Annotated in this window: 20 protein-coding genes; 6 read left to right on the forward strand and 14 right to left on the reverse strand. The window is 71.7% G+C overall.

Annotated elements, in window-relative coordinates; all coding sequences use genetic code 11:
• Positions 1-49: 49 nt before the first annotated feature.
• The 3 genes from FHS29_RS37040 to FHS29_RS24395 all read left to right on the forward strand — a co-directional run bounded on the left by FHS29_RS37040 (position 50) and on the right by FHS29_RS24395 (position 4247).
• A complete protein-coding gene (locus tag FHS29_RS37040; RefSeq protein WP_184694258.1) occupies positions 50-2767 on the forward strand; it encodes a glycosyl hydrolase in 2718 nt (905 codons plus the stop codon).
• Between the two features lie 120 nt (positions 2768-2887).
• On the forward strand, positions 2888-3493 hold the full coding sequence (locus tag FHS29_RS24390) for a DUF2238 domain-containing protein (RefSeq protein WP_184694260.1): 606 nt from the start codon (positions 2888-2890) through the stop codon (positions 3491-3493).
• A 46-nt stretch (positions 3494-3539) separates the two neighbouring features.
• On the forward strand, positions 3540-4247 hold the full coding sequence (locus FHS29_RS24395; RefSeq protein WP_184694262.1) for a DUF6319 family protein: 708 nt from the start codon (positions 3540-3542) through the stop codon (positions 4245-4247).
• Between the two features lie 440 nt (positions 4248-4687).
• Here FHS29_RS24395 and FHS29_RS24400 read toward each other — a convergent pair whose 3' ends face one another.
• Complete coding sequence (locus FHS29_RS24400; protein ID WP_184694264.1) at positions 4688-6226, reverse strand: alpha/beta fold hydrolase; 1539 nt, start codon at positions 6224-6226, stop codon at positions 4688-4690.
• Between the two features lie 82 nt (positions 6227-6308).
• On the opposite strand from FHS29_RS24400, the gene FHS29_RS24405 reads away from it, so the two are divergent.
• Positions 6309-7229, forward strand: coding sequence for an EamA family transporter (locus FHS29_RS24405; protein ID WP_184694266.1), 921 nt, complete (start codon positions 6309-6311; stop codon positions 7227-7229).
• A gap of 115 nt (positions 7230-7344) precedes the next feature.
• Here FHS29_RS24405 and FHS29_RS24410 read toward each other — a convergent pair whose 3' ends face one another.
• The 12 genes from FHS29_RS24410 to FHS29_RS24465 all read right to left on the reverse strand — a co-directional run bounded on the left by FHS29_RS24410 (position 7345) and on the right by FHS29_RS24465 (position 14137).
• Positions 7345-7800: a hypothetical protein gene (locus FHS29_RS24410; protein WP_184694268.1), complete on the reverse strand. Its 456-nt coding sequence runs from the start codon at positions 7798-7800 to the stop codon at positions 7345-7347.
• Positions 7801-7863: 63 nt separating this feature from the next.
• The gene (locus FHS29_RS24415) at positions 7864-8937 is read right to left on the reverse strand and encodes an ATP-dependent DNA ligase (RefSeq protein ID WP_184694270.1); all 1074 of its coding nucleotides are present in this window, start codon (positions 8935-8937) and stop codon (positions 7864-7866) included.
• Between the two features lie 26 nt (positions 8938-8963).
• A complete protein-coding gene (locus FHS29_RS24420) occupies positions 8964-9500 on the reverse strand; it encodes an alkaline shock response membrane anchor protein AmaP (protein ID WP_184694272.1) in 537 nt (178 codons plus the stop codon).
• The gene (locus tag FHS29_RS24425; protein WP_184694274.1) at positions 9497-10033 is read right to left on the reverse strand and encodes a DUF6286 domain-containing protein; all 537 of its coding nucleotides are present in this window, start codon (positions 10031-10033) and stop codon (positions 9497-9499) included. Before FHS29_RS24425 ends, FHS29_RS24420 begins: the two co-directional genes overlap by 4 nt.
• A 4-nt stretch (positions 10034-10037) precedes the next feature.
• Positions 10038-10418 (reverse strand): Asp23/Gls24 family envelope stress response protein, encoded by a 381-nt coding sequence (locus FHS29_RS24430; RefSeq protein ID WP_184694276.1) that lies wholly within the window; start codon positions 10416-10418, stop codon positions 10038-10040.
• Positions 10415-10591, reverse strand: coding sequence for a hypothetical protein (locus FHS29_RS24435; protein WP_184694278.1), 177 nt, complete (start codon positions 10589-10591; stop codon positions 10415-10417). Before FHS29_RS24435 ends, FHS29_RS24430 begins: the two co-directional genes overlap by 4 nt.
• A gap of 56 nt (positions 10592-10647) precedes the next feature.
• Entirely contained in the window at positions 10648-10815 is a 168-nt protein-coding gene (locus tag FHS29_RS24440; protein ID WP_246440784.1) for a hypothetical protein, read from the reverse strand.
• A gap of 613 nt (positions 10816-11428) precedes the next feature.
• The gene (locus tag FHS29_RS24445; RefSeq protein ID WP_184694280.1) at positions 11429-11686 is read right to left on the reverse strand and encodes a hypothetical protein; all 258 of its coding nucleotides are present in this window, start codon (positions 11684-11686) and stop codon (positions 11429-11431) included.
• A complete protein-coding gene (locus FHS29_RS24450) occupies positions 11686-12138 on the reverse strand; it encodes an Asp23/Gls24 family envelope stress response protein (RefSeq protein ID WP_184694282.1) in 453 nt (150 codons plus the stop codon). The genes FHS29_RS24445 and FHS29_RS24450 overlap by 1 nt, the downstream gene beginning before the upstream one ends.
• 192 nt (positions 12139-12330) lie before the next feature.
• The gene (locus FHS29_RS24455; protein WP_184694285.1) at positions 12331-12855 is read right to left on the reverse strand and encodes an anti-sigma factor family protein; all 525 of its coding nucleotides are present in this window, start codon (positions 12853-12855) and stop codon (positions 12331-12333) included.
• The gene (locus FHS29_RS24460) at positions 12852-13382 is read right to left on the reverse strand and encodes an RNA polymerase sigma factor (protein WP_184694287.1); all 531 of its coding nucleotides are present in this window, start codon (positions 13380-13382) and stop codon (positions 12852-12854) included. The genes FHS29_RS24455 and FHS29_RS24460 overlap by 4 nt, the downstream gene beginning before the upstream one ends.
• Positions 13379-14137 (reverse strand): pyrimidine reductase family protein, encoded by a 759-nt coding sequence (locus FHS29_RS24465; RefSeq protein ID WP_184694817.1) that lies wholly within the window; start codon positions 14135-14137, stop codon positions 13379-13381. The genes FHS29_RS24460 and FHS29_RS24465 overlap by 4 nt, the downstream gene beginning before the upstream one ends.
• A gap of 39 nt (positions 14138-14176) precedes the next feature.
• Between FHS29_RS24465 and zapE the strand changes: the two genes are divergently transcribed.
• Complete coding sequence (gene zapE / locus FHS29_RS24470) at positions 14177-15175, forward strand: cell division protein ZapE (RefSeq protein WP_184694289.1); 999 nt, start codon at positions 14177-14179, stop codon at positions 15173-15175.
• 93 nt (positions 15176-15268) lie between these two features.
• A complete protein-coding gene (locus FHS29_RS24475; protein WP_184694291.1) occupies positions 15269-15514 on the forward strand; it encodes a DUF3040 domain-containing protein in 246 nt (81 codons plus the stop codon).
• A gap of 92 nt (positions 15515-15606) precedes the next feature.
• Here FHS29_RS24475 and FHS29_RS24480 read toward each other — a convergent pair whose 3' ends face one another.
• Positions 15607-16509, reverse strand: coding sequence for a hypothetical protein (locus tag FHS29_RS24480; protein WP_184694293.1), 903 nt, complete (start codon positions 16507-16509; stop codon positions 15607-15609).
• Between the last annotated feature and the right edge of the window lie 43 nt (positions 16510-16552).

The raw sequence follows: 16552 nt of genomic DNA on the forward strand, positions 1-16552 counted from the left end.
CCGTGCAGGCAGTGTGAGAGCGCTCTCACGGTTCCTCGGGAGGTTCCCCGTGCGTTCGATCCGCCTTGCCGTGCTGGCCTTGGTGGCCGCCTCGGTCCCGTTCGTCCTGCCCGCCCAGGCCCACGGCGTGCCGGTCGGCGCGGGCAGTTACGCCTCCGCCCGACCCGCCGGCGCTTCAGGCCCGTCCGACTCCGCCGGCGCGTCGGTCGCGCCCAAGGTCACCGCCCGGATGTCCGGCAAACCCGTGCCCACCAACGACTGGTGGTCCTCGCTGGTGTTCCAGCGCTACCCGGCCAACCCCTACTCCGAGAACCTGTACGCCCACCCGTTGACATTCCACGCGGCGGCGCAGGGCCTCGGCGTCGGGTACCCGACCGCGCCGACCGTCACGCCCGACGGGCGGTTCTACGAGTTCATGCACCGGGACGACCTGTTCGTCGGGGTGAGCGGCCTCAACGCGCCGCGCACCCAGGTCGACGGCTGGTCCGACTGGACGGTGAGTCCACTGTGGACTGACGGCGCGCGGACGCTGCGCACCACCATCGGCCACGGCTCGCCGTACGTCTACGCCGAGGCGTCGGGAGGTGCCGCGCGGGTCGCCTTCAACGGCCCCGCAACGGTGTGGAGCAACACCGGCGGCACGGTCGGGGTCACCGTCAACGGCCACGACTACGCCTTGTTCGCGCCCGGCGCGTGGACGGTGAACGGAGCCGAGGCCACCGCCTCGGCGGCGTTCTTCTCCGTCGCCGTGCTGCCGAACCGGGACGCCCTGCCGCTGTTCCAGCGCTATGCCTTCTCGTTCGTCACCGACACCAAGGTCGCCTGGGCCTACAACGCGGCCAACGCGCAGCTCACCGCCACCTACACGGCGACGACGGTGGCCCGCCAGGGCACGCAGACCGGGACGCTCCAAGCCCTCTACCGCCACCAGTGGCTCAACTCCACCGACGCCGTCACCTCCTACCGCTACGCCTCGCCGCGCGGCGAGATGCGGTTGCGGGAAGGGGCTTCGTTCACCACCCGCAGCACGTTCAACGGTGTCCTGCCGGCCCTTCCGCTGTCGTCACAGGCCGACCGGAACCGGTTGCGGACCGAGATCGACCAGGAGTTGAACGCCGCCGACCCGTGGAAGGGCGCCACGGACACGTACTGGACGGGGAAGGCGTTGTGGCGCTTGGCGGCGCTCGCCCGGGTGGCCAACCAGATCGGCTACACCCCGGCCCGGGACCGGTTGCTGAACCTCGTCCGCGACCGTCTCACCGACTGGCTCACCGCGTCTCCGGGGGAGACCGAGCGGCACTTCGCGTACGACGCCACGTGGGGCACTTTGATCGGCTACCGCGCCTCCTACGGCTCCGACCGGGAACTCAACGACCACCACTTCCACTACGGCTACTACGTCCTGGCGGCTTCCGTGCTGGCGCAGCACGACCCGGCGTGGGCCGCGGACTCCCGCTACGGGGGGATGGTCAAGCTGTTGGTCAAGGACGCCAACAACTACGACCGTGCCGAGACGCGGTTCCCGTTCCTGCGGAACTTCGACGCGTACGCCGGACACGGGTGGGCATCCGGACATGCCGGTTTCGCCCACGGCAACAACGAGGAGTCCTCCTCCGAGGCGATGATGTTCGCCACCGCCGCCGTGCTGTTCGGTCAGGCGGTGGGGGACGACGCCCTCCGTGACGCCGGGATCTACCTGCACACCACGCAGGAGAACGCGATCGGGCAGTACTGGTTCGACAAGGACGACGCGGTGTTCCCGGCGTCCTTCGGGCACGACACGCTCGGGATCGTGTGGGGTGCGGGCGGCACCTACGGCACGTGGTGGACCGCGAACCCCGAGGAGATCCACGGCATCAACATGCTGCCGATAACCGGTGGGTCGCTGTACCACGCGGCTTGGAAAGCCGACATTTCGAGCAACGTCAACGAACTGCGGGCCGCGAACGGCGGACCGGAGGTCGAGTGGAAGGACGTCATCCTCCAGTTCCTCGCCCTCGCCGATCCGGCGCAGGCGCTCGCCGCCTACGGGAGCGGGCTGAACCCGGAGGACGGCGACTCCCGGGCGCACGCCTATCACTGGCTGACCTCGCTCGACACGTTCGGCACGCCTGATCCCTCCGTGACGGCCACTACACCGACGCACGCGGTGCTGGCCAAGAACGGGGCGCGGACCTATGTCGCCTACAACCCCGCTTCGGCTGCGGTCACGGTGACGTTCTCCGATGGGCAGACGCTGGCCGTGCCCGCGGCCTCGACGGCTTGGCGCGGCCCGGCCGGCAGCGGTGTCGACTCGGGGACAGGTGGGGTGAACCCGACTACGACCACGACGACGACCACAGCCCCGCCGGTGGCCAGGGACGCGTTCGGCACCATCGAGGCCGAGTCGCACGACCGGCAGAACGGGTTGTCGGTGGAGCCGACCTCGGACACCGGTGGCGGTCGGAACGTCAGTGCCGTCGCCAACGGGGACTGGGCGCTGTACCGGGGTGTGGACTTCGGTTCGCGGACCGGGCGCCAGTTCGTCGCCCGCGTGGCCAGTGGTGCCGCCACCGGGGTCAGCGGACTGGTGGAGGTCCGGGTCGGCAGCCCGACGGCGACCCCGCTGGGGAGTTTCGCCATCGCCGACACCGGGGGTTGGCAGAGCTGGCGGACCGTGCCGGCCGACATCACCGGGCTGTCCGGTAAGCACGACGTCTACCTCACGTTCACCAGCGGCCAGCCCTCCGACTTCGTGAACGTCAACTGGATCACGTTCAGTCCGTAGAGCGCCACCGTCCGGAGCGACCCCATCTGTCCTATGTGGACAAATGGGGTCGTGGCGTCTGCGGTCCCGGTGAGCGGGGCTGTGGTGCGTCGGGGGGTGTGGAGGGTGCAGGATCGCGGGATGGATCGCAGCGCGCGTCTCCCCGTTGCCCTCGCCGTGGTGGTCGTCGTGGCGGTGGCGGTGTCGGCCATCCGGCCCAAGAGCTACTTGACGTGGCTGCTGGAGGTCGCTCCGATCCTCGTCGCGTTGCCGGTGCTGGTGCTGACCTACCGCCGGTTCCCGCTGACCGGGCTGGTGTACTGGCTGATCTTCGGGCACGCGCTGGTGCTGGCGCTGGGCGCGCACTACACCTACGCCGAGGTGCCGTTGGGCGACCTGCCGTGGACCGACCGGAACCACTACGACCGGTTCGCGCACTTCGTGCAGGGGTTCGTGCCGGCGGTGGTGGTGCGGGAGATCCTGTTGCGCCGCACGCCGCTGCGGCCGGGCGGGTGGACGTTCACCCTGGTTTCGGCCGTGTGCCTGGCGGTCAGCGCCTGCTACGAGCTGCTGGAGTGGCTGGGCGCGCTGACCGGCGGCGAGTCCGCGGAGGACTTCCTTGGCACGCAAGGGGATGTGTGGGACACCCAGTGGGACATGCTGCTTGCGCTCGCGGGCGCGTTGGTCGCACAGTTGGTGCTCGCTCGCGTGCACGACCGGCGGCTCGCGGAATTGTCGGTGCGGTAGGGCAAGCTGCACGCGACGGATCATGATCGCAGCGGAGGTGCCCCTCATGGCGAAGGCGAAGCAGAACTCCTTGTCCCCGGAGGACCTCGACCACCTGCGCGCGGAACTCGACGCGGGCCGGGCGCCCGCGGTCTGGTTCACCTCCGCCGCGGTGGGCGTGGAGGCGGGGCGCTCGGCGAAGGTGCTGGCGTTCACCGAGCCGGCGGAGGGCGACTTCATCCAGGTGCGGCCCACGGGCGAGAAGGACGAGCTGTCCTTCTCGCCGGCGGAGTTGACGCTGGAGAAGCCCGCGCCGCGCAAGCGCACACCGCCCCCGCGGGCGAAGGACCCCGAGCCCGGGCCGGCGGCTGCGCCCACCCCGATCGAGCACATCTACACCCCGGAGCCGAAGCCCGTGCCCGCCAAGCCCGCACGCACCGACCCCAAGCCCGCCGCGGCCAAGCCCGCCGCCGCCCCGACCTCCCGCCCGGCCGCCCGGAAGAAGGCCGGTGCCGCGGAGGTCACCGTGACGTTGACGTCCACCGCGGAGGGGGAGTGGACGGTCGACCTCCAGAGCGGGACGAAACGGGTGCTGAGGTCCGCGCCGATCGCGGCCTCGGCGGTGGCGCAGGCCGCGAAGCTGCTCCTGCCGGAAGTGGACGAGGCGGTGGAGACGGTTTTGAGCGCTGCTCGGGAACGGCACCTGGCCCGGGTCGAACAACTCCGGGCGGAGTTGGACGCGGCCCAACGCGCATTGGATGAGCTGACCGGCTGAAATGCGGGTACGCAGTGCGACAATCTGATGATAAATGCTCCGCGATCGGGTGACGGGACTTCCCCTGGCCGGCGGTAGGGCGCACCGTAAGGGCCGTCCTACCTTGCCAATGCTGGATGTCCGTGCAATCACGGGAGGCCATGATGACGGTAGAGATCACGACAGTGGAACAGCCTCAGGCCAGTGGCTGCGGCTGCTGCGGCGGCTGCACCGGCCCTGGCTGCGGGTGCTGCTCCAGCTGTTGACTCCGCGAGAAGATCGTCGACGGCCCCCGGAGCCCCCGCTCCGGGGGCCGTCCTCCGTCCCCGATTCCCGAGGAATTCTCGGTCACGTCGGGACGAAAAACATCAAACGCCGATAATGTGCGGCCGGACTGTTTCAATTTATCGCCGAAGAATACGCTTCCGCGGCTCGGCACAATCTCCGGTCCCGTTCCCGGATCAGGGCGGGCAGACCGTGCCGCTGGTCGGGGACTTCGCGTCGACCAGGAATTCCTGCGCGGCCTGTGACGCGCACGCGGACTGGCCCAGCGCGCCGTGGCCGCCGCCCTGCCAGCCCAGCACGATGCCGGCGGGAAGGGCTTGCGCCGCCCGCTCGCTGCCGCCCTGCGGCGTCACCGGATCGGTGGCCGTGGTGATCACCAGCACCGGGGGTGCGCTGGTGAGCTTCGGCGGCTTCGCCGTCTGCGGCACCGGGAACGGCCCGCAGAGCAGGAGCCGGCGGGCGTGCCAGGCCCCGAACAGGGGATGCTTGGTGCGCCAGTCACCGGTCAACCCGGCCACCCGTTCCGGGGGGATGCGGGTCGCCGTGTCGTTGCAGCCGGTGATCATGCCCGAATCCAGCAGCGGCGGGTTGTCGTCGCGGTCGACGACCTGCGGGCGCACGAAGTCGGTCAGCGGAGCGGCGTTGCCGGACTCCGCCGCGACGATGGCGTCGGCCAGCGCGGGCCAGCGCGAGCGGTCGGCCAGCGCGGTCAGCACCGCCGTGACGGCGGTGCCGGGGGTCAGGTCCAGGTCGTCGCCGGGCAGGGGCTTGTCGCGCAGCGCGGTGAGCAGCGCGGTGAAGCGCTTCGTCGCGTCCGCGCCCAGCGGGCAGGAGCGGATCACGCAGTCCTTCCCGAACGCGGCGAACGTCGCCTCCGCAGCCACCGCCCGCGACTCGGCCACGCCCGCCACGTCCATGGTCGGGTCCGGCGCGCCGTCGAACACCATCCGGCCGATGCGGTCCGGGTAGCGGCTCGCGTAGAGGGTGAGCACCTTCGAACCGTCGCCGACGCCGATCGCGTTGAGGTGGGAGGTGCCCAGGGCTTCGCGGAGCTGCTCCAGGTCGGCGGCGGCCCGCCAGGAGTCGACCGCGGTGAGGCGGTTCTCCAGGTCGAGCACGCACTCCTGGCTGGCCCGGCCGACGTGCTCCAGCAGCCGGTCCTGGGACTTGGAGTCCGGGTCCGACTCGACGATGCCGACCCGGGCCGGCTCCGGCACGCACTGCACGCCGTCGGACCTGCCGGTGCCGCGCCGGTCCACGCCGATCAGCGTGAACGTGCTCAGCACCGCCGGGGGCAGCGACGCGGCGAGCCTGGCCGCCTTGAGGGTGCCCGGCTCGCCGTCCGGGTCGCCCACGACGACCAGGGCGCTGCCGCCGGTGCCCACCCGGAGCAGGGACATGCCGAGGCTGCCGCGTCCCGGCCGGCTCGGGGCGTCCAGCTTCACGGTGAGGCGCACGCACTCGTACTTCTGCTCGCCCGCCGGGGCGGACGAGCCCATCCGCAGCTTGGTCTGCTCCGTGCACGGCGTCCAGGTCAGGTTCGACTTGTAGTTCTCCAGCGGCGGGATCTCGCGGGGACCGGTCGGAGCCGCGTCCTGCGTCTGCCCGCCACCGCCGTTCACGGCGATCACCGGACGGGTCGACGGGCCCGCGCTGCACGCGGTCAGCGCGCTCAGTGCCACCAGCAACAAGGCGGCGTGACGCCGACGCGGCACGGTGGTCCCTCACTCTCTCCCGACAGCTCGTGCAAAGCCTCACACAGCGCAGGTGAGACTTCGGTGAGCGGGCTGGTGGAAGATGAGCGGCGTGGTCACAGTGCACGTCGAGGGCGTCCCCGAACGGCGTTTCCCCCCATCCGGGCCGGTGTCCGGGTTGGCAAGGGCGTTCGGGGCGATCCCGCCGCCGGCGCTGGTGCTGCTCGGCGTGGTCAGCGTCCAGGTCGGCGCGGCCGTGGCGAAGCAGCTGTTCACGATGGCGGGTGCCGCCGGCACGGTGACGCTGCGGCTGGTGCTCGCGGCCGTGGTGCTGCTGATCGTGTGGCGGCCGTCGTTCCGGATGGACCGGCGCACGCTGCTGGTCGTCTCCGCGTACGGGCTGGTGCTCGGCGCCATGAACCTGACCTTCTACCAGGCCATCGAGCGCATCCCGCTGGGCGCGGCGGTGACCATCGAGTTCCTCGGGCCGCTGGCGGTGGCGGTGCTCGGGTCGCGGCGGTGGCTGGACGGGCTGTGGGCGCTGCTCGCGGCGGCCGGGGTGGTGCTGCTGACCGGGGTCGACGGCGGGCTGAACCTGACCGGTGTGCTGTTCGCGCTGGCCGCCGCCGCGTGCTGGGCCGGCTACATCCTGCTGGCCGCCGCGTTGGGCAGCCGCACGTCGGACGGCAAGGGCCTGGCCATGGCGATGGTGTTCGGCGCCGCCCTCGCCCTGCCGTTCGGCATCGCCGACGCCGGCTCGGCGCTGTTGGACCCGGTGGTGCTGATCGCCGGCGCGGCGGTGGCGCTGCTGTCGTCGGTGATCCCGTACTCGGTGGAGTTGGAGGCGCTGCGCCGCATCCCGCCCAGGGTGTTCGGCATCCTGATGAGCCTGGAGCCGGCGGTCGCGGCGTTGGCCGGACTGGTCGTGCTGCACGAGGCGTTGCGCCCCGCGCAGTGGGTCGCGGTGTGCTGTGTCGTGCTGGCTTCGGTGGGCGCGACCCGCAGCGCGCGACCGGAGGTCTAGCCCCGGCGCGGAGTCCGCTCCGGCTCGGCGACGCACGTTGCGGGGCCGCACGTTCGAGGGCCGCGCCGTTCGAGAGCCGCGCTGTTCAAGGCCGCGGCGTTCGAGGTCGTCCGGGTCAGGGCTGCGCGGGTTTCGGTTGTTCGGGCTTGTTCTCCTCGTTGCCGAGGTGCCCGTCCACCAGCTCCCGCCCGCGCGCCTCGAAGATCGACGCGTACTGCGCCGAGTACCTCTCGTAGACCGCGATCACGTCCCCGCCCCTGGCGACCTCGCCCTGGAACTGGTCCCGCAACCGCCGCATGACGTTGACGTCCGCGCGCCGCTTCTGGCTGTGCAGGTAGGGCTTGAACGTCACGTTCAGGCCACCGACCACCGCCGCGATCAGCAGCAGCGCCTTGCCCAGCACGGTCTCCGACGACGTGAACCCCACCGCGAGCACGGCGGGCACCAGGATGAGCACGATGGTGTACAGCACGCCGGTGCTGCGGTGCAGCTGACGCCACATCGTCAGCCGCTTGCAGTCGCGGAGCATCCGTTCGTCGAGCTCCTGGACGAGTGCGTTGACATCCCCCACAGCCGGTCACACTACGCGGTGGGACCACTACGGCGAGGCGGTTCCACCGTGCCCGGGACGGTGTCAGGCCGGGCGGACCTCGCCGCGCAGCACCGACTCCACGTCGTAGCGGGCGGGCTGGTCGAGTTGGTCGTAGCGGCACGACCCCGGGTCGCGGTCCGGCCGCCAGCGGCGGAACTGTCCGTTGTGGCGCAGCCGGACCGGCGCACCGCCCTCGGTCTGCGTGTAGGCGATCTCCAGCACGCGTTCCGGGCGCAGCGGCACCCACTCGGCCTGCTTGCCCCGCCACCTGTTGATCTCACCGGGCAACCGGCGGCCGTCCGGCTCCACCAGCCACGGGTGGTCGTCCCCGGTGATGAGGCCGCTCAGCTCCTCCGCCAGTGCCCGCCGTTCGGCCGCCTTGAACGACCCGACGACACCTACGTGGTGCAGCACCCCGTTGTCGTCGTGCAAGCCCAGCAGCAGCGACCCGACCGCCGTGCCCGGCTCGGTGTCCTTGTGCCAGCGCAGCCCCGCGACCACGCACTCGGCGGTCCGCGCGTGCTTGACCTTGATCATGGTGCGCTTGCCCGGCGCGTACCCGGCGGACGCGGGCTTGCCGATCACCCCGTCCAGGCCCGCGCCCTCGAACAGCTCGAACCACTGCAACGCCAGCGCGCCGTCCGTCGTCGCCGGGGTCAGGTAGAGCGAGTCGCCGGGGGTGACCAGGCCTTCCAACCGCTCCCGGCGCTTCGTGCACGGCTCGTCCAGCAGCACCTCGTCCCCGACCGCCAGCAGGTCGAACGCCACGAAGCTCGCGGGCGTCTGCTCGGCCAGCAGCTGCACGCGGCTCGCGGCGGGGTGGATGCGTTCGGACAGCGCGTCGAAGTCCAGCTTGTCGTTCTTCGCCACGACCAGCTCGCCGTCCACCACCACCCGCTCCGGCAGGGTGCGCAGCAGCGCGGCCACCGCCTCCGGGAAGTACCGGTTGAGCGGCTTGCCGCTGCGGGACTGGAGGAACAACTCGTCGCCGTCGCGGAACACCAGGCAGCGGTAGCCGTCCCACTTCGGCTCGAACACCCAGTCCGAGCCGGTCGGTATCTCGTCCACCGCGTTGGCCAGCATGGGCTGCACGGGCGGGGTCAGCGGAAGCGCCACGCGGTCATCCTGCCTGGTGAAAGCGCTCAGCGCACGCGTTGCCGGGCCCGCGCCGCCAAGTCCAGCCGCACCGCCGTCGGCAGCACGGTCACCCCGAGCGCGTTGCGCGCCCGGCCGAGCACCCCGTCCAGCTCCTGCCACACCGCCCGCACGTCCGCGCCCTGCCGCAGGGTCAGCTTCATCCGGAGGGCGGGTTCACCGATCACCTTCACGCTGGCCGACGACACCCCGTCCACCTGCTCGACGTCGGCTTTCACCGCGTCCGCGATCGCACCGGACGTGACCACGACCCCGTCCTCCAAGGCCAGGTCCGGGTGCTTCTCCGGGGTGACGGCCCGCCACGCCCAGCGCAGGCCCACCACGATGAGGAGCAAGCCGAGGACGATCGCGCCGATGCGGCTGAGCAGCAGGTTGTCCCGCGCCCAGTCCAGCACTCGCGGTTCGAGCACAGGGCGGTCGACGCGGCGGAGGTGGAGCGCCAGCGCGCCGGCGCCGACGAGCAGGGCGACCGTGCCGAGGATGGCGGCGCAGACTCGTTCGGTGCGGTTCGAGCGGGCGATCATCGGCGGACCTCCGGTCGGTGCTTCGGTCGGTCCTTCGGCGAGTGGACCACGACGGACACCTTCGGGCGACGTGCGATCGGCAGGCCCTTCACCGTCTCGCCGACCACCTGGAGCAGGTGGGGGCGCAGGGTGGCCTCGTCGTGCAGCCTGCTGGTGGCCCGGACGTGCACCTTGCGCTTCGACGCGGTGACCGAGGCACCCGTGACACCTTCCTCCTTGCGCACCCGGTGACCGACCACGCGGGCGAGTGCGGTCGAGGAGGTGGTGACCACGACGCCGTCCGCCGGGTCGTGGAGGCGCAGGAACCTCCGGCGCGCGGTCATCGCGAGGATCAGCAGCAGCAGACCGGCGATCGCGGAGATCAGGGCGGCGACGCGGACCCGGTCGTCGGTCCAGGCCAGGTCGGTCAGCGTGCGGGGGAGCAGGTGGCCTCGGCCGGCCCAGTGCCAGGCGATCTCGGCGATCAGCAGGGCACCGGCGCCCGCCACGGCCAGGCCGAGGAACGGGGACAGCAGACGCAACAACACGCGCACGGCGTCACTCCACTCGTGGTCGGGGCTCGGGGCGCAGCGCGGACACGGTCACCGCGACGTCCGCCACCCGGTAGCCGGTGATCCGCTCGACCTCGTCGGTGACCGTGCGCCGCACTTCGGCCGCGGTCGCCCGTACCGGGTTGGGGTAGTCGAGCCCGACCTTCACCGCGATCTCGACGTACTGCCCCTCGCCCCGGACCTTGACCGAAGCGCCGGGAAGCGTGCCCGCCACCTGCTCGACGACCCTGGTGGCGACCTTCCGGATGACGGACTGGTGAATGTCCAACCCGCCCCGGTCGCCGTTGTCGTTCCGGTCGTCGGAGGTGCGGTCGCCGCTTTCACCGGGAACACTCGCCTGCTCCCGTTCGGCAACGGCACTGCTCATTTGTCCCGCCCCCGCCCGATGAGGTCGCCGAGTTCGAGCTCCCCGTCCAACACCCGCCCCACCACCAACCCGATGACACCGACCGCGAGGGTGACCAGAAACGCGGTGAAGCCACTGGTCGCGGCCAAGCCGAGGACGAGGCCCGCCAACAACCCGGTCTGAGTTCCGTTCATATCCAGCACTCCTAAGAATTCTCGGATAAGACCCCTTGGGCCGGGTTCCCGCCGGACTAGATCAGGTTCCGCCGGACCCGGCGCTTGAACAGCCGCTGCCACACCTTCCGCTGCCACGACCCACGCTGCACCACGACGATCGGCGCATCCCACCTGTCCCTCGCGCGAGCCGCGCCGCCCGCCTTTGCCCGCTGTGCGGCCCGCAACTCGGCCAAACCGCGCACGAAGAACTCCGCATCGCCGCCGACGTCGGGATGATGAGCCCGGACGAATGCCCGAACCTCCGCTTGAAGGTTGGCCCGACCCTCTGCTAGAAGCTCCGCCGCCTGAATCTCCGCTTGTAGCTCTTTCTGGGTCTCGGCTTGAGGATTTGCCCGAACCCCTGCCCGACCTGCCGCCCGCCTGGTACCGTCCGGGCCCGCTTTGCCTGGTCTGTTCACGGCCTGCTCCTGAAGGTCGGACAATGACTGGCCTGGTCGGTTCTCAGCCTTGATCGCTCGATCGGGCGAATGCACCGGATCTTGGGCACGATGTGCGCGCGGATTTCGTTGCCGGAAACAAGGAGCGCGGCACTCCCGGCGAAGCAAATGCGCAAGCCCCAAGGCCACCCCCCGCCACCCCAGGACAGCCCCACGGCCTCCCGCAGCACGCCCGCACCCAGCCCCACCACAGCCCGTCCCGCACCCGCCACCCACACAACCCGACCGCCCCGCACCACGCCCACCCGACCGCCGCCCAGTACCGGCCCGCCAGCGCGGACGCCGCTCGGTGAGTCGAAAGTGGCGGGTGCGAGGCGGCCCGGAAGTCGGGTGGGCTGGAGGAGGGCGAGGGCTCGGGTCACGGGTCCTCCAGGTCTGCGACGACCACGTCGACCGGCCGGTTGCCTGTCACGGCGATGACGGTCGCCCGCAGTTCGTCGACCACCTCGGGGATCGGGCGGCCGGGGTGGAGGACTACCGCTACGCCTACGCGACGGTCGTCGGTGCGCACGCCGTCCACCCGGCGGCCGGGCAGGTAGGACGCGAACCGGCCGTCGAGGCGGGCCACCGACGGGTGGGCCAGCAGCGCCGCCTCCAGCAGTTCCGACTGGTCCATCACTCGACTCGGGACTGAGCCGGTTCCTGGTCCTCGTCGTCTTCGGGGAGGTGGATGTCGTTCACCGCGATGTTGACCTCGATGACCTCGAGGCCGGTGATGCGTTCGACGGCCGTGATCACGTTGCGGCGCACCGCACGCGCCAGGTCGACGATGCCCGCCCCGTACTCGACCACGATGTCCAGGTCGATGGCCGCCTGCTTCTCGCCGACCTCGACGCTCACGCCGCTCGTCGTCGACGTGCCCGCGCCGGGGATCCGCTCGCGGAGGGCGCCGAACGCCCGCGACACCCCGCCGCCCAACGCGTGCACGCCGGAGATCTCACGGGCCGCGATGCCGGCGACCTTCTGCACCACGGACGACGCGATGGTGGTCTTGCCCTGGGCCGTGTCGTCCGCCAGGCGGGCGGGCACGTTCGCGGTGTCCGGTTTGGTGGATGTGGTCTGCGCCATGGGTGGTCCTTCCGAGGCCGAGTCCCGAATCCCGAATGTCCAATGCAGGTGCCGAACGTCGAATCGTTCTGCACTGGTTCGGATGCGGACGGTGTCCGGATCATCACGGAACTGTGACCGGGGTCACTTTTCTGGCCTCGGTCGGATGGCACGACCGGCGGGATGCGTGCTCGAGCGCCGTGCCCGGTCGGCTCAGCCGATGTCGATCAAGTGCACGTGAACGACCGGAGCGGCGTCGCCGAGGTGCTCGACCAGTTCCCGGGACAGCTGCGAGCGCAGCTCGTCGGCCACCGAGATCGCCGGCGCCGGATAACGGGCCGCGACCAGCACCTGCAGCTCACCGTCCTCCACCGCGGTACCCCGCACGTGCAGGCCCAACCCGGTCGCCAACTCCACCGCCAACCGCCGGCACACCGCGAGCACGGCACGCTCTGCCACGCTCACCCGCCCACCGTCCTGGTCGAACCCGGCCGGAGCCGAGCCCAGCCGGGGGCGCACGCCGTGCACCGCCGCCAGCACCCGCGACACCAGGCCCGGCGGCGTCGGCACGGGGGTCACCGCGACCAGCCGCACGGACGACCAGCGGTCCTCCAACTCGGCCAGCTCCGCCGCGCACTGCGCGCACCCGGCCACGTGCGCGGTGAGCTCCGGGTCGTCCCGGTCCGCCAGGTACGCCACCAACTCGTCGATCGAGCGTCCGCAAGGGAGCGGGCTCATCGCTGCTCCCCCAGCTTCGCCATGAGGGCAACCCTCGCCCGGTGCAGCCGCGAACGCAAGGCCGGCACCGCGATGCCCAACACCTCGGCCACCTCCTCGTAGCTCAGTCCCTCCAGCTCCCGCAACACCAGCGGCACCCGCTGGGTCGGTTCCAGCTCGGCGATGGCGCGCAGCACGACGTCCGTCGTCTCGTTGCGCAGCAGCGACGCCTCCGGCCCGTCCGACGTGCGCGGTTCGGGTGCGGACTCCAGCGGCACGGTGGGCTTCTTCCGCCGCAGGTGCGCCAGCGCGGCGTTGGTGACCACCCGGTACAACCACGTGGACGGTGCGGCCTCGCCGCGGAACCGGGGCAGTGCGCGCCACGCCGAGATCCACGCGTCCTGCACCACGTCCTCGGCTTCGACCGGGTCGCCGACGATGCGCAGCGCCACCCGGTACATCCGCACGGTGTGCCTGCGGACCAGTTGGTCGAACGCCGCGGCGTTCCCGCGCACGGCCGCCTCCAGGAGAGGTCGGTCCGACGTCACGTGCCGGCCCGGACGTACCTCAACAGCAACGCGCTCTCGTACCGCAGGATCGACGCCAGCTCCAGGTCGCGCGGCGCGTCGGGCAGCGGTCCGGACGCGATGCGCCCGGCGTCACCGCCGGTGAGCATCGGCGCGAACGTCACGCACAGCACGTCCACCAGGTCGTCGGCGATGAGCGCTCCGAACAGCGTCGGCCCGCCTTCGCAGTCGACGCGCCGCAGCCCACGCGCGTCCAGGGCCCGCAACGCCGTCCGCATGTCCACGGCCTCGTCACCTGCCACGACGACGTCGGCGCCCGCAGCGGCCAGCGCGTCCCGGCGTTCGACGGGGGCCGACGACGTGGTGAGGATGATCGGCGGCACGGCCGCACCGGCCAGCAGGGGCGACGTGGGCTCGACGGAGCACCGCGCGGTCACCACGGCGATCGGCGGCACCTCGGACAGGCCGAGCCGCGTCCGGCGTTCCCGCCGCACCTCGCCCGCCTTGACCCCCTGGTAGCCCTCGATCAGCGCGGTCCGCGCGCCGACCAGCACCACGTCGGCCAGGTCACGACCCAGCGCGAACACCTTCTTGTCCGCCGGGTTGCCCAGTCCGCGGGACTTCCCGGCGACGGTCACCGCGCCGTCCGCGCTGGCCACGAAGTTCACCTGCACCCAGGGTCGGTCCAGTCCCGAGGGGTAGTCGTAGAGCCGTTCCAGCTCGGCGTCGGTGATACCGGTCGTCCCGGCGTCCGGGGAGGGTGGCGGCCACAACATCTGCACGTCTCCATCCCAGCACGCCGTTAGGCTTCGGGCATGTCAGCCCCGCGCCTGTCCGACCGCGACCCGCGCGTCGACGCGGACGAACTGGTCGGGGCGATGGTCCCGCCGCCGCGCTTCGACGCCGTCCGGTTCGCCACCTACCTGCCGAACCCGGACGAGCCGAGCCAGGCCGCCGCCGTGGAGGCGTGCCGGTCGTTCGCCGAACGGGTGGCCGCGGACCGCAAGGGCTGGTTCGGCTCGCTGTTCAGGAAGGCCGAGGAGGACAAGCCGGGCCTCTACCTGGACGGCGGGTTCGGCGTCGGCAAGACGCACCTGCTGGCCTCGATCTGGCACGCCGTGCCGGGGCCGAAGTCCTACGGCACGTTCGTGGAGCTGACGAACCTGGTGGGCGCGCTGGGCTTCACCGAGACCGTGCGGCGGCTCTCCGACCACAGGCTGCTGGCCATCGACGAGTTCGAACTGGACGACCCCGGCGACACCATGCTGGTGACCCGGCTGATCAAGGAGCTCACGGCGGCGGGCGTGGCGGTCGCCGCGACCTCGAACACGCTGCCGGACAAGCTGGGGGAGGGCCGGTTCGCGGCGGCGGACTTCCTGCGCGAGATCCAGTCCATGTCGGCGAAGTTCGGCGTGGTGCGGGTGGACGGCCCGGACTACCGGCACCGCGGCCTGCCGGACGCGCCGGACCCCATGTCTGACGAGGAGCTGACCGCGAAGGCGGACAGCACGCCGGGCGCGACCCTGGACGACTTCACCGACCTGTGCGCGCGGCTGGCGCAGCTGCACCCGTCGCGGTACGGGCGGCTGGTGGACGGCGTCACGGCGGTGCACCTGCGGGGGGTCGTGCCCGCGCCGGACCAGGCGGTGGCGCTGCGGCTGGTGGCGCTGGGGGACCGGCTCTACGACCGCGACATCCCGGTGGCGGTGTCCGGCGCGGCGCTGTCGGAGCTGTTCACCGAGGAGATGCTGCGCGGTGGCTACCGCAAGAAGTACCTGCGCGCGGTGTCCCGTCTGGTAGCCCTTTCGAGGTAGTCCGGCGGGCCCGCCGATAGCCCTTCCGAGGCAGCTCAGGACGGTTTCGGGCGCTGGTTTTGCGGGGTGGGCGCCGGGTATCCAAGCTCCGTGATGAGCGATGCGGAGCGCCGGACGCTGAACGAGATAGAGCACAGACTCGCCGTGGAGGAGCCTGCACTGGCCAACGCGCTGGTCGCCGGTCGCCCTCGCCACCATCCCGCGCGGTCCCACGCGCTGGCCCTCACCTTCGCCGCGCTCGGGCTGCTGCTGCTGGTACTGGGCTCGGTCGGGCCGGCGCTGGCGTCGTTCGGCTGCGCCGCGACGACGGTGCTGCTGCGCGGGTTCACGCTGCGGTGACGCCGGTCGGTCGCCGGGCGACCGGGGCTGCCCCATGCCGCACACGTACCGCCCCGGGGCGACTTGGTTGACCGCGTCGTGCACGTCCGACGCTAGGCGACCAGGCTGACCCGCGCGGTGCACGTCCCCACGCACGTCATCGCGTCGTAGTTCTCCCAGCGCGCGCCGCCCTCCCACGGGTCCTGCACGAGCAGCCCGGCGAAGCTGGCCCCGATCAGCCGCAACGAACTCATCCGCGTGTACCCGGTGACCACCCGCGCGTGTCCCGGCACGAAACCGATCGACGGCCGCAGCTCCCGCACCTCCGACCGGTACTCGGCGAACGTCGGCGCGGTCGTCGTCTCCGCGGTCAACGCCTTGCCGGTCAACGTCTCCAGTGCCAGCGCCAGCGCCACGTCCTGCTCGCCGTGCGCGACCGGGTGGTCCTCGGTGCCCAGCCCCAGTTCCTCCGCCAGCCGTTCCTGGTCGTACCGGTACCGGTAGTAGTCCAGCACGACCTGCGCACACGCCGCGACCGCCCACGCGTCGGTCTCCTGCCGGAACGGCCGGCCGCACAGCGCCAGCTCACGCGTGTCGACCCTGGGTCTGAGCACCTCCTCGACCAGCCCCCGGTCGAACCGCCGCACCACCGGCCCGGTCACCTTCAGCACCTGCGCCAGGTGGGTCAGGTCCTGGATCCGCTGCCGGTAGCGCTCCTCGTTCGCGATGCGCGTCGCCTCGGACACCTCGGTCCGCGCGAGCACCCTGGACGGCGCGTCGGCCGACCCCTCGGGCACCACCGCCACCAGCGGCGCGCCCAGGCCCGGCCGGGCGGCGACGTCCACGTACCCGGACCCGGCGGCGTACCGCCACAGCACCACCTCGCCGGCCGTGTCGAGCACCGGTACCGGCTCATCGGCCAGCCGGACACCGTCTGCGGGGAACGGCAGCGCGCCCACCGTGGTGAGCACCCCCAGCTGCGCCGCGACCAACCGCGCCGACTCGATCGTCGCCATCGACCCTCCCCCAGAATGGTGTCCGTGCCCTTAGGAGTGATGT

Origin of the sequence: Saccharothrix tamanrassetensis (assembly GCF_014203665.1) — a bacterium.
Lineage (GTDB): Bacteria > Actinomycetota > Actinomycetes > Mycobacteriales > Pseudonocardiaceae > Actinosynnema > Actinosynnema tamanrassetense.